21 protein-coding genes are annotated in these 23683 nt (G+C 56.6%); 17 read left to right on the top strand and 4 right to left on the bottom strand.

Annotation, left to right across the window (positions count from 1 at the left end; all coding sequences use genetic code 11):
- Window positions 1-154 precede the first annotated feature (154 nt).
- The 5 genes from NLX71_RS12545 (at window position 155) to NLX71_RS12525 (ending at window position 5415) form a co-directional block, all read left to right on the top strand.
- Entirely contained in the window at window positions 155-688 is a 534-nt protein-coding gene (locus NLX71_RS12545; RefSeq protein ID WP_254363978.1) for an NfeD family membrane protein, read from the top strand.
- A gap of 24 nt (window positions 689-712) precedes the next feature.
- Entirely contained in the window at window positions 713-2248 is a 1536-nt protein-coding gene (locus NLX71_RS12540) for a flotillin lipid rafts scaffold protein FloT (protein WP_254363977.1), read from the top strand.
- 117 nt (window positions 2249-2365) lie between these two features.
- Window positions 2366-2821, top strand: coding sequence for a hypothetical protein (locus NLX71_RS12535; RefSeq protein ID WP_254363976.1), 456 nt, complete (start codon window positions 2366-2368; stop codon window positions 2819-2821).
- Between the two features lie 197 nt (window positions 2822-3018).
- Window positions 3019-4188, top strand: coding sequence for an iron-containing alcohol dehydrogenase (locus NLX71_RS12530; protein WP_254363975.1), 1170 nt, complete (start codon window positions 3019-3021; stop codon window positions 4186-4188).
- Between the two features lie 18 nt (window positions 4189-4206).
- Window positions 4207-5415: an MFS transporter gene (locus NLX71_RS12525; RefSeq protein WP_254363974.1), complete on the top strand. Its 1209-nt coding sequence runs from the start codon at window positions 4207-4209 to the stop codon at window positions 5413-5415.
- 97 nt (window positions 5416-5512) lie between these two features.
- Here NLX71_RS12525 and alr read toward each other — a convergent pair whose 3' ends face one another.
- Window positions 5513-6757, bottom strand: a complete 1245-nt coding sequence (gene alr / locus NLX71_RS12520) for an alanine racemase (RefSeq protein ID WP_254363973.1) — start codon at window positions 6755-6757, stop codon at window positions 5513-5515.
- Window positions 6758-6830: 73 nt separating this feature from the next.
- Complete coding sequence (gene ald / locus NLX71_RS12515; RefSeq protein ID WP_254363972.1) at window positions 6831-7961, bottom strand: alanine dehydrogenase; 1131 nt, start codon at window positions 7959-7961, stop codon at window positions 6831-6833.
- A gap of 312 nt (window positions 7962-8273) precedes the next feature.
- Here ald and NLX71_RS12510 point away from each other — a divergent pair, with 312 nt between their 5' ends.
- Window positions 8274-9686, top strand: coding sequence for an amino acid permease (locus NLX71_RS12510; RefSeq protein WP_375377915.1), 1413 nt, complete (start codon window positions 8274-8276; stop codon window positions 9684-9686).
- Window positions 9687-9705: 19 nt separating this feature from the next.
- On the opposite strand, the gene NLX71_RS12505 is transcribed toward NLX71_RS12510, so the two are convergent.
- Entirely contained in the window at window positions 9706-10938 is a 1233-nt protein-coding gene (locus NLX71_RS12505; protein WP_254363971.1) for a PucR family transcriptional regulator, read from the bottom strand.
- A gap of 160 nt (window positions 10939-11098) precedes the next feature.
- On the opposite strand from NLX71_RS12505, the gene NLX71_RS12500 reads away from it, so the two are divergent.
- The 3 genes from NLX71_RS12500 (at window position 11099) to NLX71_RS12485 (ending at window position 14173) form a co-directional block, all read left to right on the top strand.
- Window positions 11099-12418 carry a Na+/H+ antiporter NhaC family protein gene (locus NLX71_RS12500; protein WP_254363970.1) on the top strand — a complete coding sequence of 440 codons (1320 nt, stop codon included), beginning with the start codon at window positions 11099-11101 and terminating at the stop codon, window positions 12416-12418.
- A gap of 283 nt (window positions 12419-12701) precedes the next feature.
- Complete coding sequence (locus tag NLX71_RS12490) at window positions 12702-13574, top strand: MBL fold metallo-hydrolase (RefSeq protein WP_254363969.1); 873 nt, start codon at window positions 12702-12704, stop codon at window positions 13572-13574.
- 206 nt (window positions 13575-13780) lie between these two features.
- The gene (locus tag NLX71_RS12485; protein ID WP_254363968.1) at window positions 13781-14173 is read left to right on the top strand and encodes a hypothetical protein; all 393 of its coding nucleotides are present in this window, start codon (window positions 13781-13783) and stop codon (window positions 14171-14173) included.
- Here NLX71_RS12485 and NLX71_RS12480 read toward each other — a convergent pair.
- Window positions 14120-14761, bottom strand: a complete 642-nt coding sequence (locus NLX71_RS12480; RefSeq protein WP_254363967.1) for a hypothetical protein — start codon at window positions 14759-14761, stop codon at window positions 14120-14122. The genes NLX71_RS12485 and NLX71_RS12480 overlap by 54 nt on opposite strands.
- A 227-nt stretch (window positions 14762-14988) precedes the next feature.
- On the opposite strand from NLX71_RS12480, the gene NLX71_RS12475 reads away from it, so the two are divergent.
- The 8 genes from NLX71_RS12475 (at window position 14989) to NLX71_RS12440 (ending at window position 23639) form a co-directional block, all read left to right on the top strand.
- Window positions 14989-16005, top strand: a complete 1017-nt coding sequence (locus tag NLX71_RS12475; RefSeq protein ID WP_254363966.1) for an NAD-dependent epimerase/dehydratase family protein — start codon at window positions 14989-14991, stop codon at window positions 16003-16005.
- Between the two features lie 3 nt (window positions 16006-16008).
- Entirely contained in the window at window positions 16009-17076 is a 1068-nt protein-coding gene (locus tag NLX71_RS12470; RefSeq protein ID WP_254363965.1) for a dihydrodipicolinate synthase family protein, read from the top strand.
- A gap of 80 nt (window positions 17077-17156) precedes the next feature.
- On the top strand, window positions 17157-18359 hold the full coding sequence (locus NLX71_RS12465; RefSeq protein WP_254363964.1) for a M20 metallopeptidase family protein: 1203 nt from the start codon (window positions 17157-17159) through the stop codon (window positions 18357-18359).
- Between the two features lie 107 nt (window positions 18360-18466).
- Complete coding sequence (locus NLX71_RS12460; protein WP_254363963.1) at window positions 18467-19816, top strand: hypothetical protein; 1350 nt, start codon at window positions 18467-18469, stop codon at window positions 19814-19816.
- Between the two features lie 48 nt (window positions 19817-19864).
- Window positions 19865-20734 carry a sugar phosphate isomerase/epimerase family protein gene (locus NLX71_RS12455; protein WP_254363962.1) on the top strand — a complete coding sequence of 290 codons (870 nt, stop codon included), beginning with the start codon at window positions 19865-19867 and terminating at the stop codon, window positions 20732-20734.
- Between the two features lie 39 nt (window positions 20735-20773).
- On the top strand, window positions 20774-21832 hold the full coding sequence (locus tag NLX71_RS12450) for a Gfo/Idh/MocA family protein (RefSeq protein ID WP_254363961.1): 1059 nt from the start codon (window positions 20774-20776) through the stop codon (window positions 21830-21832).
- Window positions 21833-21847: 15 nt separating this feature from the next.
- Complete coding sequence (locus tag NLX71_RS12445; RefSeq protein ID WP_254363960.1) at window positions 21848-22732, top strand: sugar phosphate isomerase/epimerase family protein; 885 nt, start codon at window positions 21848-21850, stop codon at window positions 22730-22732.
- 4 nt (window positions 22733-22736) lie between these two features.
- A complete protein-coding gene (locus NLX71_RS12440) occupies window positions 22737-23639 on the top strand; it encodes a Gfo/Idh/MocA family protein (RefSeq protein WP_254363959.1) in 903 nt (300 codons plus the stop codon).
- Window positions 23640-23683 lie beyond the last annotated feature (44 nt).

Below are 23683 nucleotides of genomic sequence, written 5' to 3'. Positions count from 1 at the left end.
CCCTTACATTCTCTGGAAGTTGGTGATTTCCCTTCAATAAATTTGATTTTCGCGCAGTTTCACCTGCGAAATGTGGGATTAAAGAGAAACTTTTACTCGTATTATGCGTATTACGTCATGAGTGCATAACCCTAGACGGTCAGGAGGGAAGGACATGCTTGGAGTGTATTGGGGGCTGCTGATTACCGGCGTCCTATTCGCCTTGGTGACGGTGCTGCTCGGCGACTTGCTCAGCAACGCGCTGGACGGGATGTTCGATTTCATGTCCGCCGACGCGCTTCACTGGCTGCAGCCGATGGTGCTCTTCACTGCGATTACGGTGCTTGGCGGGGCCGGAGTGCTGCTGACGGGCTATACGTCTTTGGTAGCGGGGGTGGTCTTTGTCCTATCCTTGCTGGTTGCTGCCGCATCTGCCGTTCTGATTTATTTTGTCTACGTGAAGCCGATGGAAAAAACCGAAAATTCGGTCGCCTTCTCAATGCAGGATTTGATCGGCGGCATCGGCGAAGTGACCGTGCCGATTCCCGCGCGAGGCAGCGGCGAGGTTGTGATGCGGATCGGCGGCGGCGTGACGAATCAAATCGCGGAAAGCTTCGACGGGACGGAGATTGCGGCAGGTCTTAAGGTTGTGACGGTGGAAGTGAAGGACGGCGCACTGCTTGTGTCTTGTCTGGACTCCAATCATTAATTACTTATCGAAGGAGCGGTGCAGATGGATGGAATAAGCGATGCCTTGTTGGTTCCCGTGATTGTCGTTGCCGTTATCGTAGTGTTGGGCCTGGCGTTCTGGGCGCGGTACAAAACGGTCAGCCCGGACGAAGCGATGATCGTGACAGGTTCGTTTCTAGGCAGCAAAAACGTATTGACGGACGACAACGGACGCAAAATCAAAATCGTACGCGGCGGTGGTTCGTTCATTCTTCCCGTATTCCAGCGGGCCGAGTTTTTGTCGCTGCTGTCGCATAAGCTCGATGTCTCGACTCCCGAAGTATATACGGAGCAAGGGGTGCCGGTGCTTGCCGACGGCGTGGCGATCATCAAGATCGGCGGGGCCGTCGAGGATATCGCTACGGCGGCGGAGCAGTTTATGGGCAAGCCTACGGAAGCGCTTAAAGGAGAGGCGCAGGAAGTGCTGGAAGGCCATTTGCGGGCTATTCTCGGTTCGATGACGGTGGAGGAAGTATACCGGAACCGGGACCGTTTTGCGCAGGAGGTTCAGGGCGTCGCAGCTAAGGATTTGAAAAAAATGGGGCTGCAGATCGTTTCCTTCACCATCAAGGACGTTCGCGACAAGCAGGGCTACCTGGATGCGCTTGGTAAGCCGCGGATCGCCGCGGTGAAGCGCGATGCGGAAATCGCTGAAGCGGAAGCGCTCCGCGATGCGCGGATTCAGAAGGCGCGCGCCGAGGAGGAAGGGCAGAAGGCCGAGCTGCTGCGGGACACGAACATCGCCGAGGCTTCGAAGGAGAAGGAGCTGAAGGTAGCTGCCTTCAAGAAGGATCAGGATATGGCCCGTGCGGAAGCGGACCAGGCTTACCACGTTCAGGAGGCGCGTTCGAAGCAAAGCGTCGTCGAGGAGCAAATGCGCGTGGAGCTTGTGCGGAAGGAGCGTGAAATCGACCTCGAAGCGAAGGAGATTTTACGCCGCGAGAAGCAGTATGACGCCGAGGTGAAGAAGAAGGCGGACGCTGATCGGTATGCGGTCGTTCAGGCGGCGGAAGCGGAGAAGGCGAAGCAGATCACGCAAGCGGACGCCATGCAGTACCGCATCGAAGCGGAGGCGAGAGCGCAGGCGGAGCAGAAGCGGCTGGAGGGTCTGGCGATCGCGGATGCCGAGCGGGCCAAAGGAACGGCGGAGGCGGAAGTGATCCGGCTGCGCGGCTTGGCCGAAGCGGAAGCGAAGCAGAAACTCGCGGAGGCGTTCGAGAAGTTCGGCGAAGCGGCTGTCCTCGACATCATCGTCAAGATGCTGCCTGAGCTGGCAGGCAAGGTGGCCGAGCCGATCAAATCGATCGACAAGCTTACGATTGTCGATACCGGTCATGGCGAAGGCGCGGCGCGGGTCAGCAACTATGTGACGCAGCTGATGGCGACAGCGCCGGAAATGCTGAAGAGCGTCAGCGGACTGGACGTGGAGAAGCTGGTGAAAAGCTTGACGAATCGCTCGAGTCAGCAAAATTCTGTGGCGAATCAATCGGCTCTAGTCCCGGCCCCTCCCGCCGATTCGAATGCAAAGCCGGAAGCGTAAGGCATATTTCTTTTCGGAAGAAGTGTAATCGGTCAAGTCCAAAATTGTGCGATTACGTTAGAGCAAGCAGCGAATTTACTCAGGGGAATCTACACACACAGTTGTGGATTTGACCATTTGCCAATTCCTTTGCTACGACCGCTTCCTGCAGGAGTTGCGGCTGCACAAGAGCAGAAGCAGCCGGAGGCTAAGAAGGTTAAGATTGACAAAAAGATAGCCTCAAAGCTACAGAAAGTGATGAAGCAATTTGCGGGGAAAGAGATAAAGTTGCAGGATGTTGGCGAGGTGGAATTTGGACAGCTTGTAGCGGCTAAATCGGTAGACGGAAAATATAAAGCCCACTATGAGACTAAAACAGGTATAGTACATGGGGCTCGCGCAACGCTCCCAATCAATGAAATCAATGAAAATCATCAGAAGCAGGTCCTTCAAAAGCTAAAAAAGCTGGATGCAAACAAAACCTATGCATCTGAAAAAGTGGATGTAATCGGAACGTATGATCTCAAGAAGGAAAAATTTAAAGAAATACTTTATATTTTTGAGGGGAATATACTTTTGACCGTTAATAACTAAATACGAACGCACATTAAAAAAATCAAGGTATATGAAAAGAAACAGTGAAAAGTTTTCCATCCCTAAGAAGCAAGCAGATTGTCGTCTACACCAGACGATTTCTGCTTGCTTTTGCGTTATAGCTAAAAGCGGGTTTCGGACAAACAAACGAACTAGTATAATATATAGAATGCATGAGTATCGAAGGAGGAAAGACGATGAATTCATTTGATTTTCATAATCCTACTAAAATCTTGTTCGGTGCGGGCAAGCTGGAGCAACTGGGCGAGCAAGTAGCAGCCTGCGGCAGCAAAACGGTACTGCTTGTTTATGGCGGAGGAAGCATCAAAAAGACCGGCTTGTACGATCGCGTCCTCACGCAGCTTGCCAACGTAGGTGTCCGAACTGTCGAACTGCCCGGAGTTGAGCCGAATCCCCGGGTTACGACAGTGCGCAAAGGAATCGAACTGTGCCGCGCGGAAGGCGTCGATTTGATTCTGGCCGTAGGTGGAGGCAGCGTAATCGACGCAGCCAAAGCCGTCGCCGTCGGCGTCCCGTATGAGGGAGACGTCTGGGATTTTCTGATGCGCAAAGCGAATATTACGGCGGCGCTGCCGCTCGGCACGGTGTTGACCTTATCCGCAACGGGCTCCGAAATGAACGGCAACGCCGTCATCACCAACTGGGAAGAAAAGCTGAAGAAATCGTTCGCCAGCCTTTACGCTTATCCCCAATTTTCCATTCTGGATCCGACACTGACGTACACGGTGCCTGCGGATCAAACGGTGAATGGGGTCGTGGACATGATGTCGCACGTCTTCGAGCAATATTTCAGCCTCACGCCGGACACGCCTCTGCAAGAACGGCTTTGCGAGTCGATCCTGCAAACGATTATCGAGAACGGTGAACGGGCTCTGGCCGAGCCCGAGCAATACGAGGCTCGCGCGAACCTGATGCTGTGCGGCACCTATGCGCTGAACGGCGGCATGATCAGCGTCGGCGTGCAGACCGACTGGGCGACGCACGCTATCGAGCATGAAGTGAGTGCGATCTATGATATTGCGCATGCGGCGGGACTTTCCATTTTGTTTCCGAACTGGATGAAGTATGTATACCGCAGCCGTCCGAACCGGTTCGTGCAGTTTGCCGTCCGGGTGTGGAACATCGATCCCGCAGGCAAAAGCGAAGAAGAAATCGCGTTGGCCGGCATTCAGGCGACGAGAGATTATTTTACGCGCATCGGCGCGCCTGCCCGTTTGGCCGATCTCGGTATCGGGGACAGCGAAATCGGCCGAATGGCGAAGGAAGCCGTTAAGTTCGGCCCGATCGGATCGTTCAAGGTACTGCATGAGGACGATGTCAAGGCTATTCTGCAGCTAAGCTTATAAGAGGGAAGAAAACTCATCATGAAATCGACAACCGCAGAGCGAATGAATCATACGATCTTTGTGCTGGTCACTTTGCTATATTGGTGCTCGCTCTATGTCTACGTGCCGATCCTCTCGCCATACCTTGATCATCTGGGCGCCTCCTACACGATGGCCGGGATCGTGCTCGGCAGCTACGGGTTGACGCAGATCGTGCTGCGTCTGCCGCTCGGGATCACGTCCGACCGTTTCAAGAGCCGGAAGCCGTTCATTCTGCTCGGCATGCTGTGTACCGCGGCCAGCTGCCTATGCTTCGCCTTGGGCGAGCAGCTTGGCTGGGCGTTCGCCGGCCGCGTGCTGTCGGGGGTAGGCGCCTCGACCTGGGTTGCGTTTACCGTCATGTATGCCGGATTATATCGCGGCGAACAAGCGACCCGAGCGATGGGCACAATCAGCCTGCTCACCGTCGCCGGGCAGCTTTTCGGCATGAGCATGAGCGGCTACTTGGTCAAATGGGGCGGGTGGAACGCCGCATTCTGGACCGGGTCGGTCATCGGACTGGCCGGACTCGCGCTTGCCTTCCTGCTGAAGGAACCGAAGGAAAGCGGCGACCGGTCACCGATGCGTTTCGCCGATCTCGCGCCGGTAATGAAGGATAAGCTGCTGCTCAAGGTTTCTTCGTTGTCCATTTTGGCGCACAGTGTCTTGTTTATTACGATGTTCGGTTTTACGCCCTCGTACGCCTTATCGCTGGGGGCGGACGAGGCTGGGCTGACACTGCTTGTATTTGCTTTCATGATTCCGCACGCCGTCAGCTCGTTTATGACCGGCAAAGTATTTGCCCCGCGCTTCGGAGCGTGGAACGTTGTACTGCTCGGCTTTGCGGTCAGCGCCGTGTGCTCGGCGGCAACTTCACTGGTGCCCGGCTTCGGGCTGCTGCTGCTGACGCAGGCGGTTAACGGATTTTTCCAAGGACTGCATTTCCCGCTGCTCTTGGGACTCTCGATACAGCACATCCCGGAACAAAAGAGGGCTACAGCGATGGGGCTGTACCAGGCAGTCTATGCGATCGGCATGTTTGCGGGGCCGTTCTTGGCCGGTGGCTTGAACGAGTGGGCGGGACTCAAGAGCGGATTTTATTTGGCGGGGGTATTCGGGTTGAGCGCCGTGGGTTTGACCTTGTTCTGGTTCAAGTCCCGCAGGCAGCGATCCGACGCTTCGCGGCCGTCGCTTAGCAGATATCATTAACGGACAACGGGTCGACGGTTTTTGCCTGACCTAGAACGTGCTTGAGCATACAACGAAACGGGCAGGGGAGACCCTGCCCGTTTGTCGTGCCGTCCTATCATATAAAACGCGTGGACATTGTCCGGCCCTCCTTCACATAAACCCGGGGAACCCGGGCGCCGATGCCGCATACGATCTCATAGTGGATTGTATACGCATGGCTTGCCACATCGGCGGCGGTCACTTTGTCTTCCGGCGTGCCGAAAAGCAATACTTCATCGCCGGGCTTCGCGTCCGGAATGGCGGTAACGTCGAGCATCAACTGATCCATACAGATCGTTCCGGCGATCGGCACAGACTGCCCGCCCACTGTCGCAGTTCCCTTATTGGAGAGCGCCCGCGGCATACCGTCCGCGTATCCGAGCGGCACGGTGGCAATTCTGGTATCTTTGTCGGAGGCAAACGTACACCCGTAGCTGACCGGCTCCAACGCCGGGACGTCCTTGAGCGATATGATTTGCGATTTGAGCCGCATGGCCGGTATGAGGGGAGCGCCTGCGATAGCGCCTCTTACCGACGGCTTCAAGCCGTAAAGGCCGATCCCGACACGAACCATATCCAAGTGCATATGGGGAGAAGCAATGGTTGCGGCGGTGTTGCAGCAATGCCAGACAGGAACGGAGATACCGGCTTCCTCAAAAGCGCTGCGAAATTCGAGCAGCCGGGCAAATTGCAGCTCCGTGTAAGCTTGACTCGGATGATCTGCATTGGCAAAATGAGTAAATACGCCCTCCAGCGTCACATAGGGGCTCTCATTTACACGACGGGCAAGCCGCAGCGCGGCATCCGCGGACGTCACCCCGAGCCGGTTCATCCCGGTTTCGATCTTGAGATGAATCCGGGCTGTCCGGCCTAAGCTCTCCGCTTCACGCATCACCGTTTCAACTGTCTCGCCGGTAAACACCGTCAGCGTCACGTCGGCGGCCACGGCCTCCCGGATCGCTTCCGGGGGCGTGTAGCCGAGCACAAGGATCGGGGCGGCAATGCCGGCCGACCGCAGGCGGAGCGCCTCATCCAGAAAAGCGACTCCGAGATGGTCCGCACCGGCGCTCAGTGCCGCCCTAGCGGTTTCCACCGCGCCGTGGCCGTACCCGTTCGCTTTGACCACTGCCATCCACTGGCAGCCGGGCTGGAGCAGCGACTTAAAGTACGCCGCGTTCGAGGCGATGGCATCCAGCGAGATTTCGGCCAGCGTCGGTCGGTGGCTGAGGCTGCCGTCCCAATCCGCGTAGTCTGGTTCGGTCATAATCGAACAGGGAAGCTCTTCGTGCGGTTTCACATTCCTATCGTTCCTTGTGTGCATGTTGTGCTGCTCCTTAATGATGATTTGCGGAATAAACAATAATCTCCCCCAATGACGGGGGAGTTTTGTTTAGTTATCGACTAGATACGGTTTCCAGCGCTTTGTCCGCGGGTACATAGTCGTAATTCAGATCTTTTGCAACCGCTTCGTATGTGATGGCGCCGCCTGCCGTGGTGAGACCTTTGGCCAAGGCCGGGCTGTCGGCGATCGCTTGCTTCACGCCTTTGTTCGCGATTTGCAGCGCGTACGGAATCGTCACGTTCGTCAGTGCGATGGTGGAGGTGTTCGGAACCGCCCCCGGCATATTGGCTACCGCATAGTGGACCACGCCGTGCTTAACATACGTAGGCGCATCGTGGGTCGTGATGCGGTCAACCGTGGCGAAGATTCCGCCCTGATCAATGGCAACATCGACAACAACGGAGCCTGGCGACATGCTGCGTACCATATCTTCGCTAACCAGCTTAGGCGCTTTGGCTCCTGGAATGAGCACCGCTCCGATGACGAGATCGGATTGACGGACCGCTTGAGCGATGTTATAAGGATTGGACATGAGCGTTTGAATTTGCGCTCCGAACTGATCGTCAAGCTGACGGAGCCGGTCTGCGCTCAAATCGATGACTGTCACATCCGCGCCTAAACCGACAGCGATTTTCGCTGCGTTCGTGCCGACTACGCCGCCGCCGATGACCGTGACTTTGGCCCGCTGTACTCCGGGCACGCCGGCGAGCAGCACGCCTTTTCCGCCATACGGCTTCTCCAGAAACTGCGCTCCGATTTGCGTCGCCATCCGGCCTGCGACCTCGCTCATCGGAGTCAAAAGCGGGAGCGTGCGGTTGACTTCAACCGTTTCGTACGCAATGGAAACGACACCCGATTTGGTCAAGGCCGCGGCCAATTCCGCATCGGCAGCCAGGTGCAGGTAGGTGAACAAAATCAGACCTTCCCGGAAATAACCGTATTCGGAAGGAAGCGGTTCTTTGACTTTCATGATCATTTGGGATTTTTCCCAAACCTCTTGCGCGGCATCGGCGATCAAGGCTCCGGCTGCCGCATATTGCTCGTCCGTGAAGCCGCTGCCAAGGCCTGCTCCTTTTTCAATATACACGCCATGGCCCGACTGTACAACTGTGGACACGCCGGCAGGCGTAATGGCCACGCGGTTTTCATTGTTTTTAATTTCTTTTGGCACACCGATAATCATGATTGCCATCTCCCTTGAAAATGTTGTTGGATTGTTTCGGTAAGCTGAGTATATCGAACAAATCCGGCGTTTTTCTTCGTGAAACGAGCTGAAAAGAATTGGATGCTTTTGTGTTTTTTCACAAAACGAAAGCGTTTCCGCAGGCGGGATGGGCCTTTTTGTGGAATATCACAAATGGGTTGGATCATTTTTGAGTAACAAGACAAATGCAGACGGGAACGAGTGTGCTACGATTTAGACATCAATTCGTCACAAAAGCGAATGTAAGCGCATACTGAAGTTCCGGAAATTAACTATCGGAGGAGATTTTTTGTGAAAAACAACAATGAATTAAAGCGGGGACTGGAGCAAAAGCATATTACTCTAATGTCGCTTGGCGCGGCAATCGGCGTCGGCTTGTTTCTGGGGTCCGCATCGGCAATTAAGGTAGCCGGGCCTGCGATACTGATCGGCTACATGATCGGCGGGCTGGCGATATTTTTCATTATGCGGGCGCTGGGGGAGATGGCCGTTCAGCAGCCGGTGGCCGGTTCGTTCAGCCGTTATGCCCGGGAATATATGAGTCCGGTGTTCGGCTTTTTGACGGGATGGAACTATTGGTTTATTTGGGTCGTTACGTGTATGGCCGAAATTACCGCCGTCGGGATTTATATGGAGTATTGGTATCCGGGGGTGCCGAGGTGGATTTGGGCGCTGGCGGCGCTGGTCATCATGAGCCTGGTCAATCTGATTGCCGTTAAAGTTTACGGCGAGCTGGAGTTTTGGTTCGCGCTCATTAAAATCGTCACGATCATCTTCATGATCGTCGTCGGCGTAGGCATGATCGTATTCGGTCTGGGGAACGGCGGCATCGCCATCGGAATCAGCAACCTGTGGAGTCACGGAGGCTTTTTTGCGAACGGCTGGTCGGGCGTGCTGCTAGCGATGCAGATGATCATGTTCGCCTATCTCGGAATCGAAATGATCGGGGTTACGGCCGGTGAAGTCAAGGACCCTGCGAAAGCGCTCACAAGAGCAATCGACAACGTGTTCTGGCGCATTCTTATCTTCTATGTCGGCGCGCTGTTCGTCATCATGTCGATCTATCCGTGGACGGAAATCGGCCTCAAGGGCAGCCCGTTCGTGATGACCTTCGAGAAGCTGGGCATTCCTTACGCCGCAGGTATCATCAACTTTGTCGTGCTGACTGCCGCGCTTTCGTCCTGCAACAGCGGCATTTTCAGCAATGGCCGCATGCTGTACAACTTGGCGCAGCAAGGAGAAGCGCCTGCAAGCTTTGAGAAGGTATCTCGTTCCGGCGTTCCATCCCGTGCTATTATTGTATCGGCTTTCTTCCTGTTGATCGGCGTCGTGCTCAATTACATCGTTCCGGAAAAAGCGTTTACCATGGTTACCAGTATCGCTACGTTTGCGGTCATTTGGGTATGGGCGGTCATTCTGATCTCGCAACTCCGTTTCCGCAAGAAACTTTCAGCTGATCAAGCCGCCAAGTTGATTTACAAAATGCCGCTTGCGCCTTACAGCTCTTACGTCGTGCTGGCATTCCTCGTGTTCGTGGTCGGGATTATGGCTTACTCCCCGGATACCCGGATTGCGCTGCTGGTCGGCCCGGTATGGTATGCGATCCTGCTCGTGGTTTATTTCGTGAAAAAGAAAAAAAGCGCCCCCTCTGCCGGAACGAACGGCGTGGAAAGACGCGTAGACGACAGCGCGACGCAGGTATAGGCAAATCGAACGGCATGGATCAGGAGGACATGAGCTTATTGGTCTTCAGATCGATGTAAAGCGCTACCTTCTGGTCCATGCTTTTTAAGTCGATCTCGCCGATTTCGGCAATCCGGGACAGACGATAGTTCATCGTATTCGTATGGATATGAAGCGCGGCAGCAGCCTCCTTGGCATTGCTGTCGTGCATCAGAAACGTCTCCAGCGTATCCAGCAGATTCGTATGATGGTCCCGGTCGTATTCTTTAAGCCGCTGCAAGTGGCGGTTCACCATCCGGTGGGACTGCTTGTATTCGTAAATGGGGGGCAGGAACCGGTAAAAGCCCAGCTCTTCGTAGTGGTGAATTTTCGTTTGATTCGGGAACAGCTTCTTCAGGCGCAGCAGCGTGAGCGCTTCGCGGTAGCTCGTCTCGACCATGCCGTAATCTTCGTACAGAGAGCCGCAGGCGGAGGCCATCGCGGACACGCGAAACCGGTCCTGCATCTGCTTGGCAAAATGATTGATAAAGCCGCTGGCATGCTCTTTCCAAGACGTCGATTCGGAAGGGGAAGCGAGCAGAATGAAATGATGGTGATCCGACGCATGGCATACGACGGAGATGCGCTGCGTCACCGACATCAGATAGCGGATTTGCTGGAGCCGATGATCATCGATCGATTCGGGAAATTCGAACACCATGACGTAAAAAGCGGGAGGCAGCGTCAAATGGATTTGAGCCGCTTTGTCCCGGACGGCTTCTTCGGCGGTCAGATGTCCCGTAAGCAGCTGCCAGAAAAACTCCTGATAACCTACCTCCTGCTTGCGTTTGCGCGTTTGAATCTGCAGCAGCTTTTGTTTGGCCGTTTGCGCGGCCTTTTTTAATTGCTGCATGCCGTTATGGTCGATGGGCTGCTGCACCTCAAGCGCCCAAATATATCCAAGAACTTCCTCGTCTTTGCGAATGGCGACGGCAACGCGGTCCCCAAGACCGACATCCGTAATTGAGGCGATTCTGACCGGCTCGTCGGACTTCATAAGCTGCGGAATAGCCCCTTGCCTCCACAAGCTTTGCACCACCTTCTCAGGTACCCGCCGGCCGATGATGGTCGCGATGCGGGCTTCGTCCGTCTGACGATCGTGCGCGCTGTAGGCGACAAGCCGATGATTGGCGTCTTCAATCGTAACCGGGCAGCGAAGCACCTCGCTGATGGTTTCGGCTAACGTTTCCAGACTGTCGAAATGCTGATCGAAGGGCCCTTTTTCGGCGGTCATGCTTCATTTCTCCTTTTTAAAGTTTCGGGTGGCAGCGGTACCATTTTAACTACAAACAAATTTTTTTGTCATGGGAATCCCCCGAAGGGGATCAAAATTTAGCTGCGTCGTGATATAATGGACGAACAAACATTCTCATAGAAATGGAAAGGGATTTTCGATGTCGTTTCGTCAGCTTGTAATCATTGTAGGAATTACCGTGCTTGGCATCGCATCGGCCTATATGGCCCAAATTCCGGTTGTCTTCGGCTTTTCCGCAGGGCTGCTGGCCCTTATTCTGATTTCGCTCCGCAGCGGAATAGGAGGCAAGGAGCTTGGCGCCGGGATACTGGAAGGCGTTCGCCGTACGAAGGAGGTCGTCTGGCTGCTGCTGCTCGTCGGCATGATTCTTCCTTGCTGGGCGGTCAGCGGGACGATGGACGAGCTGATTCAATGGGCGCTTGCTGTCGTGCAGCCGCAGTATGCGCTGACTTTTTCGTTTCTGATCTGCGCGTTCGTGTCAATGATTCTCGGGACCTCGACCGGGACGCTCAGCGCGGTCGGCGTTCCGCTCATCGGGATGGCGATCCATGTGGGTGTTCCGCTGCCATACGCCGCCGGGGCCGTCGTCTCCGGCATCTTTGTCGGCGACCGGACGTCGCCGTTTTCCAGCGCCCACCAGTTAATCGCAGCTTCGACCGAGACGTCCGTCCCGCGGCAATGGCGGGCGATGGCTCCAACTTCGGCGCTAGCCGTGCTTGCCTCGCTGGCCTTTTACGGGTGGCTCGATCTGCGGACGGCGCACGGTCCGGTGGAGCAACCGGCCAGCCTCATTCCTTCCAATCTCGGCGAATCGCTCGTACTCCTGATCCCGATTTTTGTGCTTCTCGGCTCGATCGTGCTGCGGCTGAAGACGAAATACGGATTTCTGTTATCCATTGCCGCCGCTATTATAATAGGAAGCCTGCAAAAAGGGATCGGGCCGGCCGCATGGCTGAAAGCGATGTGGAGCGGGGCGGAGCATTCGATTGTCGAAGGCAAGGGATTGCTGAGCATGATCAGCCTCGTCTCGCTTATTGTGCTGGCCGGGGCGTTCAACGGCATTCTGGAACGGTCGAACATGATCGGCGCATACATCGAGCGGATGATGGGGGCCATGCCTTCGCTCGCTTCCGCCACATGGCGCACGGGAACGTTCGGCTTCGTCCTCTGTCTGATCTCCTGCACGCAGACGCTGCCGATCATCATGTCCGGTCGCAACATTTTGCCGCTATGGAACCGCCGGTTCAGCTCCGCGCACCTCTCGCGCGTCATCGCCGATACGAGCGCCGTTCTGGCCGCGGTCGTACCGTGGAATTTGCTGGCCGTGCTGTGCAGCACGTTCGTCGGCGTGCCGGTGGAACAGTATTTACCCTTTGCGATTTTTTTATGGAGCCTGCCGCTCTGCACTTATTTATACTCCGTTTATCTGGATCGTGCGAAAGTCCGCGTTCAAGCCTGAGCTGACCGATGCTTGAATTGCCGGTGCCGATTTCTGGCCTCTTTGAATATATTGTTCAACCAGACTAGGGGAAGGATCGGCTAATAGCAGTAAATCTATTGGAGGCTGCTCATGGGATGCCACTTTTACAATTTTCATACGCTCACTCCTAGAAAGTTGAAAAATAACAGTTTCTTTACATAAGATTCGTTGAGCCTCCGCCCGGTTCCTTCTTTTTGCTCATAATTGGTGGAAAGCATCCGCATACTAACCAATAAACTGCTCAGAAAGCAAAGGAGAATCTATGACGAAACCGAATACGGATCGAGACATTGAAAATACATTGGACCACAAGTATATTCCAATCACTTCCGTCAAAAGCGGAGCGTTGCAGACGGCGGCGGAGCGGGTCTCATGTCTGACCATCCAAGTGGTTAACGTCTGCTTTATCGGGAATCGCGAACCGGCCGACGGATGGGTACTGGTAGACGCCGGAATGCCGGATTCGGCCGATACGATCCTACAGGCGGTTCGGGAGCAGTTCGGAGAACACAGCAAACCGAAGGCCATTGTGCTGACCCATGGTCATTTCGACCATGTGGGCGCCGTTGTCGAGCTGGCGGAGGTTTGGCAGGTTCCGGTATACGCCCACGAGCTGGAGCTGCCGTATGTAACCGGGCGGCAAAGCTACCCGGACCCCGACGCGTCCGTCGAAGGCGGGCTGCTCGCCAAGCTGTCCCCCTTATTTCCGAACGAGCCGATCAACTTGGGCCAGCATGTCCGGGCGCTTCCCTCCGATAGTACCATTCCCGGACTGCCGGAATGGCGCTGGATACCAACGCCCGGTCATTCGCCGGGCCATGTATCGCTGTTCCGGGAGGCCGACCGCACGCTGATCGCCGGCGACGCTTTCCTCACAGTACGTCAGGATTCCCTGTTTAAGGTCATTTTGCAATATGAAGAGATTTGCGGCCCGCCTCGCTATTATACGACGGATTGGAAGGCGGCCAAGGAATCCGTTCAGAGACTGGAAGCGTTGAAGCCCGCGGCCGCCGTAACAGGGCACGGGGTACCGGTATTCGGTGACGAGCTCGCTCAGGGGCTCGCGAAGCTGGTCAGGCAATTTGAGAATGTGGCTGTTCCGGATTACGGACGCTATGTCGATCGTAAGCATTGAGCATATGCATATAGTTGGAGTTGTAGCTGCAAAGACCGCGTTGAACCTGCGAAATCCCGGGGCCGCGGTCTTTTTGGCTTCCATTAAATTGGACGCAAATGAAAGGATTGTCATATTCGCGGGCTGTCGTACAAGGAATTTTGTCTCTCTATGAAGAAGTGAAGTAACGGGTTCGCTGAAAAGAAAGGAATAGTGGGAGGGAAACCATGACGGAAGAAGAGGCACAGCGGCTGCTGATGCTGCACAGTTTCTCAATGGATGAGGCGATCGACCATCCGAAGGGTCAAACCGGATTCCTGATGTCGCTGCGCCCGTACCGCGGCTTGATCGAAGAGAACTTTCACGAGGTCATGTATGCTCTGTCCATTCTGCAAAAGAAGCTGGGGCCGGAGACTCCGCATCTGGATCGGGAGCTTGTCGCCGCCGTATGGGGGATGTGCCACTTAAGCCGGGCGTGGGGCGTTCATCCGGAGGGCTTGCCCGAGGCGCAATTTCTGCAAATGGAAGAGCGCGGCTCGGGCTTGGGAGACGGAGACACAATTGGTTTAAGTTTTAAAACGGCATTTCAGCAAATAAACTTCGTCGAACGCTTGGATTAGTTTGCCAGGGTCTCGCATGAAACTCGTCAGGCCCTGCCCCTTCTTCCATACGATCGCGCCTAATGTAATAGGCTCCTCTGGTATGATCCCTTCGCTGCCGATAATCGGGCCCCACGTTGACGAAAGATAAGCTCCTTTAGCTATGGAGCCCTTAACGGAGGAGGAGCCGCTTTCGTCTCGCACCGAAACAATCCACATCTGCTCCTTATCGTTTACACTGGTCAGGCTCCAGTACAGCTTATTTTCGTGCTTGTTGGGCCTAATACTCGTCCCCATCGATGCCAGCGTCTCCTTAAATGCTCCGTTCACGTAACGCTCCATCCAGCAATCGATCTTGGTGATCCTCTCGTCATCCGTTTGAAACTTATAGATGAGTAAACTGTCCGTGCCCGCTGCGCTTCGGATTGACGCGTATTCGTCATCTGTTATTGGAACATAGCTTATCGTGTTTGCTTTATCATCTGGAGAAACATTTGAATCCGCGGTTGTATTGACCGGCATCGCAGGCTGTTTCTTCTGTGCGTCATTCCAGATCGCGGCCGCAAAGGCAAGCGCAAACAAACAGGCGAGAACTACTTTTATTTTCATCCGGATAAGACCTCCAAAAACGTTTATACGGCAAGCTTTCTTTGCCATAACCAATATACCATATCATGGGAATTGACCCAACCCTATATCCGTCCATCTGCGCGCCAACGTTTGGGTTTTCCAGGTTGATTTAAAGACAATATATAGACTTGTCTCTAAATACTCGATGGCGCTATGATGATATTTGAAAACGTTATCAAACGTGACGAAGGGAGCTGTCTTGAACGATGAGAACTGTGGAGGAACTGGAGCATAAGCTTGCCGAGCCGTCGTCTGCTTTGGTGCAGGAGATGAAGTCGCTGGAGGGAGACATCATGCTGCTTGGGGTGGGCGGCAAAATGGGGCCGAGTCTGGCCAAGCTGGCGATCAACGCGATCCGGGAATCGGGGGTCGACCGCAAAGTATACGGCGTGTCGAGATTTTCAGAAAAAGGGCTGAAGGAAGAGCTGGAGGGCTTCGGCGTCGAAACGATTGCGTGCGATCTGCTGAACGATGAACAGCTTCAAAAGCTGCCTGACGTGAAAAACGTCATTTATATGGCTGGAACGAAATTCGGCACCACAGGAAAAGAGTATTTTACATGGGCGATGAATACTTATTTGCCGGGCCGCGTGGCGGAGAAGTTCCGTCATTCACGGATCGTGGTATTCTCCACCGGCAACGTCTATCCGTTGACTTCTGTCTTACAGGGCGGAGCGAGCGAATCGATGGCTCCGTCGCCGGTCGGCGAGTACGGGCAGTCGTGTCTCGGGCGGGAGCGGGTGTTCGAGCATTTTTCCCACCAATACGGAACGCCGATCTCCATCTACCGTCTCAATTATGCGATCGATCTGCGATACGGGGTGCTGCTGGAAATTGCAAAATCGGTGAAGGAAGGCCGTCCGATCGACGTGTCCATGGGGCATTTCAACTGCATTTGGCAGGGCGACGCCAACGAAATTGCGATGCGTTCGCTGCTGGTCTGCAAGCCGGGGGCGGAGCTGTTGAACGTGACCGGTCCGGAGACGGTGTCGATCCGCTATGCGGCTACAGAGCTCGCCAAGCGGCTCGGAACGGAAGCGGTGTTCACCGGACAGGAGGCGGAAACGGCGCTGCTTAGCAATGCGTCGAAATGCATGCAGCTGTTCGGGTATCCGCGGGTATCGCTTTTGCAAATGATCGATTGGGTGGCCGAATGGGTGATGCACGAAGGCAAGACGATTAACAAGCCGACGCATTTTCAGGAAAGAGAGGGGAAATTTTAACGTATGGGCGGCAGAAAACAGTTATCACCGGAACAATCCCGCGCGCTGCACGAAGGGCTGGTCATTCCGGCTCATCCGCTGGCGCTGGACGAACAGCGACGGCTTGACGAGCGCAGTCAGCGCGCTTTAACCCGCTACTATGCCGCCTCCGGCGCCGGAGGCGTCGCGGTGGGCGTACACTCGACGCAGTTTGAAATCCGCGAGCCGCAATTCAATCTGTTCGAGAAGGTGCTGCGGATGGCCTCCGAGGAGGTCGACCGGGCCAACATCACGCGTCCGTTCCTGAAAATCGCCGGAATATGCGGCCCGACCGAGCAGGCGCTGAACGAAACGGACACCGCGGTCGGACTCGGATATGACGCAGGGCTGCTGAGCATGGGCGGACTGCAAAGCTTGAGCGAGGCGCAAATCCTCGAACGTACGGCGCGGGTCGCCGAAAAGATGCCGGTTATTGGCTTTTATTTGCAACCGTCCGTAGGCGGAAAGGTATTTAGCTTCGACTTCTGGAAGGAGTTCGCCACCATCCCCGGCATCGTGGCGATCAAAATGGCGCCGTTCAACCGATACCAAACGATCGACGTGGCGCGGGCCGTCTGCTACTCGCCGCGGCGCGACGAGATTGCGCTGTACACAGGCAACGACGATAACATCGTGAACGATCTGCTGACCGTCTACCGCTTTATGGTGGATGGCAAGCCTGTGGAAAAACGGATCGTCGGCGGGCTGCTCGGGCATTGGGCGGTGTGGACGCACAAAGCGGTCGAGCTACTGGAGGAGATCAAGCAAGTGCGGCAATCGGGGACGATCGGCAGCGAGTGGCTGACCCGGAACGTGGCCGTTACGGATACGAACGCGGCGTTTTTCGATCCGGCGCACGGGTTTGCCGGATGCATCCCGGGCATCCACGAGGTGCTTCGCCGTCAAGGTCTGATGAAAGGCATCTGGTGCCTGAATCCTCACGAAACGCTGTCGCCGGGACAGGCGGAGGAGATCGACCGCATGTACCGGGACTACCCGGAATTGAACGACGACGCGTTCGTCCGCGAGCATTTGGCATCCTGGATGGCTTGAGTTCCCAGGCCCGCGCTTAAGCTGGAGCCGCGCATGAGGCGCTTCAAAAGATATCGTTTCCAAGGGAAGAGGATGAACGAATGAAATCGAACGTTGAGGACAGCCATGGGCTGTTGGCATCGGCGGAACGGCTTGCGGACTCGCTGGTAGCGTTTCGCCGCGACCTTCACGCCGAGCCCGAGCTGAGTTTGGACGAGCGGGAAACGTCCCGCAAGGTGGCGGAGCAGTTGACCGGGCTCGGGCTTGAGGTGCGGACCGGCGTCGGCGGCTACGGCGTGACGGGCGAGCTTCACGGCATCGGACCGGGGCCCGTCATTGCGCTGCGCGCCGACATGGACGCGCTGCCGGTGACGGAAGAGACCGGCCTGCCGTTCGCCTCGCGCCGCCCGGGCGTCATGCACGCCTGCGGCCACGATGGGCATACGGCGATTTTGCTCGGCGCGGCCCGACTGCTCACGGAGCGCCGGGAACAGTTGAACGGTAGCGTGCGGTTTCTGTTTCAAGCGGCGGAGGAGATCAACGCAGGCGCCAAAGCGATGATCGCGGACGGCGCGCTGGACGGCGTCTCGGAAATTTACGGGCTGCACAATTTGCCGACCCTTTCGGCGGGCAAGCTGGCGACTCGCGCCGGGGCGCTTATGGGCTCCGTCGACCGCATCGAGATCGACATTGAGGGCAAAGGGGGGCACGGCGCGATCCCTGATCAGTGCATCGATCCGATCGTGGCGGCTTCGGCCATCGTTCTAGCGCTGCAAACCGCAGTAAGCCGCGAGCTTTCGCCGTTCGCCCCCGCCGTGGTGACCATCGGCAGCCTGCAGGCCGGGGAAGCGAACAACGTCATCCCGCACCGGGCTCGTCTGACCGGGACGGTACGGACGTTTGCGCCGGAAGTGCAAATAGGGATGCGGGAGCGGCTGGAACGGCTCGTGACGCGGATCGCCGAAGGCTATCGCTGCCAGGCCGAGCTCCGTTACATTCCGCAGAATCCGGTTCTTGTCAGCCACGACGATTGTCTGGCCCACGCTGAGCGAGCCATGGACAGGCTTCTGGGGCGCGAGCGGCGGGTACAGGCGGAGCCGACGATGGCGGGCGAGGACTTTTCCGTCTATTTGCAGCAGGTGCCGGGCTGCTTTTTTTGGCTCGGCTCAGGTCCCGAGACGGGAGCGGAGCAGGCTTTCGGGCTGCACCATCCCCGGTTTACGCTTAACGAAGCGTGTCTCCCGGTCGGGGCGGCGGCGCTCGCCGCCATTGCTTTGGACCGTCTGGCGGCGAAGAAGGCATAGCGAAGAAGCGATACGCTGAAAACGTCACCTTTTTGCAATTGGCAGATTCCTCTTGTCAAGTATAATGGAGATAGATTGAACACAAGCATGGGTAAGGCGGTGTTGTCATGTTCGGGACTTATCGTCCGTCCACCGTAGAAAAAGGAATTCCGATAGCGCTGATCGGACCGGAGCCGATGATTCCCATCATGCTGCAAGCGATGAAATCGTTTCCGTCCTTCGTCCCCGTCACCGGGGCGTACGCGAATCTGGAGGAAGCGGTTCAATGGACCCAGGACCTAATGGACCGCGTCGAAGTGATCTTATATTCGGGACCGCATCCATACCAGGTATGCCTCGAGCGCGTCCAGCTGCGCGTACCTGCTCATTTCGTTCCGCTGAACGGCTCGGGACTGTACCGGTCGTTGTTTCGGGCGGAGCGGATGGGGCGGCTCGGCGCCATGTCGGTCGATACGTTGACCCACCAACCGTTCGTAAAGACGTTCCGAGAGCTGGGCCAATCGCTGCCTGAACTGACGTTCTATAGCGGCGATCCTGCGGATACGGAGGCGATGGTTCGTTTTCATGCGGAGCAACATGCTCAGGGGAACACGGCGATTGCCTTGACCGCGCTCCGTTCCGTATCGGTGAAGCTGAGCGAGCTCGGCGTGCCGAACGAATGGGTGCTGCCGACCGAGCAGGATATCATCGTTGCGCTCGAGCGGGCGCTGTTGTCGACGGAATCCCGCCGCAGCAAGGAGTCGCAAATTGTGGTGGGCTTGATCGACGTGGACGGGTTCCGCAAAGCGGCCGATCTCCGGAAGTCGGAGCATGACGTGCAGCGGTTGAAGCTGGATATTCACCGGATGATGCTTGAGTATGCCGAAACGCTCGAAGGGCACTTGACCCCGCTAGGGGGCGACGAATATTTGTTCGTCACGACGCGGGGGACGTTCGAGCGCCATACGGGCGGATATAAATATATCCCGCTGGCCAAAATGGCGCAGGACGCCTTCTCGCTTTCGCTGAGCATCGGCATCGGCTTCGGCCGGTCCGCCCACGAAGCGGGCTCGCATGCCCGGATGGCGCTGCGACGGGCTAAAGACGCGGGCGGCTGCATCAGCTTCATCGTCCGCGAAGACGAGAGCGTCATCGGTCCGCTGGAAATGGCCGAGCCGCTCGGCGCCGAGCTAACGCTGCTGGACGCCGCCTTGATCCGAAAGGCGGAGGAAGCGGGCTTCACCCAGACGTATTTGAGCCGGGTAGTCGCTCAGCTCACCCGTACGGGCAAGACGGACTACAACGTACACGAGCTGGCGTCGGTTCTCGGCGTGACCGTCCGCAGCACCCATCGGCTGCTGACGCAGTGGATGGACGCTGAACTGGTCGAGGTGGCCGGAGAGGAACGGGGCAGAGCGAAGGGCAGGCCGAAGCAAATTTACCGGTTTTCCTTCCTGGACGACCTGCTGCGCCGTTAAAAAGCATGCTTGTCGTTTATATCGGACTTGGCTTAGGAGGATGTACGCATGAAATTGGGATTAAGCACCTACAGTTTATTCCGGGCTATCGATAAGAAAGAATTGACCGTAACGGAAGCTATCCGCTGGATTGCCGACAATGGCGGCGAGCATGTGGAGATCGTGCCGATCGGGTACGACTTGACGAACAATCCAGGGCTGATTGAAGATATCCGCAAGACGGCAGACCAAGCGGGACTTGATATTTCCGGCTACGCGGTCGGCGCGAATTTCGTGCAGGACACGCCGGAAGCCTACGAGCTGGAGATTGAGAAGACGATGCGTCAGGTCGACATCGCCCGCGATCTAGGAGTGAAGCGGATGCGCCACGACGTTGCGTCGCGCCCGATCCCTGAAACGTCGATCCGCCAGTTCGAAGCGGACTTGCCCCGGCTCGTCGAAGCGTGCCGCCGCATCGCCGACTACGCAGCGCAGTTCGATATCGTTACAAGCGTGGAAAACCACGGCTTCTACTTGCAAGCGAGCGACCGGGTGCTCCGGCTCGTGCATGAGGTGGATCGCGCCAACTTCAAGACGACGCTGGATATCGGCAATTTCCTGTGTGTGGACGAAGATCCGGCCAGCGCCGTTTTGAATAACATTCCGTTTGCGTCCATGGTGCATTTGAAAGACTTTTACCGCCGTCCGTCGTACCGCAATCCGGGCGAAGGCTGGTTTAAGTCGACCCACGGCAACTTCCTGCGGGGCGCCATCGTCGGACAAGGCGACATCGATATGCCGGAGGTGATCCGGGTGTTGAAGGCTTCGGGGTACGACGGCTATTTATCCGTCGAATTCGAAGGCATGGAGGACCCGAAGATCGGTTCGAGAATCGCGATGGATAACGTCCGGCGATTGTGGCAGGAAGCCGTAGTATAAACCGAAAATAACAGGAGAAGCAGGAGGAACAGGGCGACAATGAGCAAAATCAAAATCGGAATAATCGGAGCGGGCTCCATTTCGGAGCAGCATTTTACAGCCTACAGCCATCATCCTGAAGTGGAGATTTATGCCGTTTGCGATTTGAACGAGGAACGGGCACAAGCGAAGGCCGAAGCGTACGGCGCCTCCAAAGTGTTCACCGATTACCGCGAGCTGTTGGCGCTGCCGGACATTCACGGCGTTAGCATCTGCACTTGGAACAACTCCCATGCCGAGATCAGCATCGCGGCGCTCGAAGCGGGCAAGCACGTGCTGGTGGAGAAGCCGCTGTGCCAGACGGTGGCCGAAGCTTTGAAGGTCGAAGAAACGGTACGGCGGACGGGCAAGCTGCTGCAGGTCGGCTTCGTGCGCCGGTACGGCAGCAGTACGGAAATTTTGAAAAAATTTATCGATGCGGGCGATCTGGGCGAGATTTATTACGCCAAAGCCTCTTATCTGCGCCGTCTCGGCAATCCGGGCGGCTGGTTCTCGGATATCAAGCGCTCCGGCGGCGGGCCGCTCATCGACCTTGGCGTGCATATTATCGATATTTGCTGGTACCTGATGGGCAAGCCGAAGGTCAAATCGGTTTCGGCCAATACGTATAACCGCCTCGGCAATCGCTCAAACGTGGAGCATCTCACATACTACAAAGCAGCGGATTACAACGGGGCGCTCAACACGGTGGAGGACATGGCCAATGCGCTCATTCGCTTCGAGAACGGGGCGAGCCTTATGGTCGATGTCAGCTTCACGCTGCACGCGAAGAAAGATGAGCTGTCCGTCAAGCTGTACGGGGACAAGGGCGGAGCGGAGCTGGAGCCGGAGCTTGCGATCATCGCTGAGAAGCATGATACGATTTTAAATGTCGCGCCGCAGGTAGACCATCCTTCGTTCGATTTTGTCGCCGGGTTTCAACAGGAGATCAATTATTTTATCGACAGCTCCCTCGGACGAACGGAAACCCGGAGTCCGGTGGAGGACGGCGTCGAAGTGATGAAAATATTGTGCGCCATTTACGAATCGGCCGCTCAAGGGCGCGAAATCGAACTATAAGGAGGAGAGACGATCATGGCATTGACGAACAAAATCGGAGTCATCTCGGACAGCTTCAAGCTGCCGCTGCGTGAGGGGCTGCAAAAGTCCAAGGAGCTCGGCGCCGACGGCGTGCAGATTTGGGCCACCAAAGGGGAAATGGACCCGGCGAACCTGGACGCGGCCGCTCGGAAAGATCTCAAGGCTTACCTGGATTCGATCGGGCTGGAAATTTCCGCTTTGTGCGGCGATTTGGGCGGACACGGCTTCCAAGACAAGGAAGCGAACCCGGCCAAAATCGAAAAGTCGAAGCGGATTCTCGACCTGGCGCTTGACTTGGGCACGAATATCGTGACGACGCATATCGGGCTGGTGCCGGCCGACCCGGCCGATCCGATCTATGCCGAGATGCAGGACGCTTGCGGCCAACTGGCCCGTTATGCTTCGTCCGTCGGCGGTTATTTTGCCATCGAGACGGGTCCCGAGACAGCCGCACACTTGAAAAGCTTTCTGGACAGTCTTGGCTCCAAAGGAATGTCGGTCAACTTCGACCCGGCGAACATGGTCATGGTGACCGGCGACGACCCGGCTAAAGGCGTGCACACGCTGAAGGACTACATCGTCCATACGCACGTGAAGGACGGGCTCCGGGTGCGCGAAGCGGACCCTCGTGTCATCTACGGCTCTCTCGGGTTCAAGCCGATGGATCATGAGGAGATCGCGCGGATGGTGACTGCGGGAGAGTTTTTCCGGGAGCTGCCTCCCGGCGAGGGGACCGTCGATTTCGACGCGTACTTCCAAGCTCTGCAAGACATCGGGTATACGGGCTATCTGACGATCGAACGCGAGGTCGGCGAGCAGCCGGAAGAAGATATCCGCAAAGCGATTCAATTCATCGAAGCTTACCGGAAGCGGGGCTAGACGCATGGATGCGACGCTGCGCATAGGCATCATCGGGCTCGATACGTCGCACGTAACGGCGTTTACGAGGCTGCTGAACGACCCGTCGGATGCCAACCATGTGCCGGGAGGACGGGTGATTGCCGCTTATCCGGGCGGTTCCGCCGACTTCCCGCTCAGCATCGACCGGGTCGGCGGCTTTACGCAAGAGCTGCGCGGGCAATACGGCGTGTCCATTATGGAAACGCCGGAAGCGGTAGCGGAATCGGCCGATGCGCTGCTGCTCGAATCGGCTGACGGACGGGTGCACTTGGAGCAGTTTCGCGCCATCGCGCCATACGGCAAGCCGGTATTTATCGACAAGCCGCTCGCATTGAGCTCGCGGGAGGCGTACGAAATCGCCGAGCTCGTGCAGCAATACGATATTCCGGTCATGAGCGCTTCGGCGCTGCGGTATTCCGAAGGGTTAGTCAGCGCTCTCGCGGAAGCGGACGGAGTCATTACGGGAGCCGATGCCTTCGGACCGATGGTTCTCGAACCGACGCAGCCGGGGTACTACTGGTACGGGATTCATACGGTCGAGCTGCTGTACCGCGCCATGGGCGCAGGCTGCCGGGAAGTGACCGTGGCGGCGAACGACGATTTCGACGTCATTACGGGCGTCTGGCAGGACGGGCGGATTGGCACGGTACGGGGTAGTCGGCGGCCTGATCAAGGCTTCGGCGCGACTCTGCACACCGGCGGTGGACCGCGTCTGGTCGACGTGTCCAAGGACAGCAGACCGTTTTACGCCAGCTTGCTGGTCGAGGTCATGAAGATGTTCAGAACGGGAGAACCGGGCCTTCCGCTGACGGAGACGCTGGAGATCGTCCGTTTCCTCGAAGCAGCCAACGAAAGCCGGGCGACAGGGCAGCGGGTCAAGCTGTAGCCGCAGGGGGCGGGGCGTTATCGCCCCACGCCAGATTTTTCTTG

Source organism: Paenibacillus sp. MZ04-78.2, assembly GCF_024213375.1.
Taxonomy (GTDB): domain Bacteria; phylum Bacillota; class Bacilli; order Paenibacillales; family NBRC-103111; genus Paenibacillus_G.
This window is presented reverse-complemented; position numbering and strand designations above follow the sequence as displayed.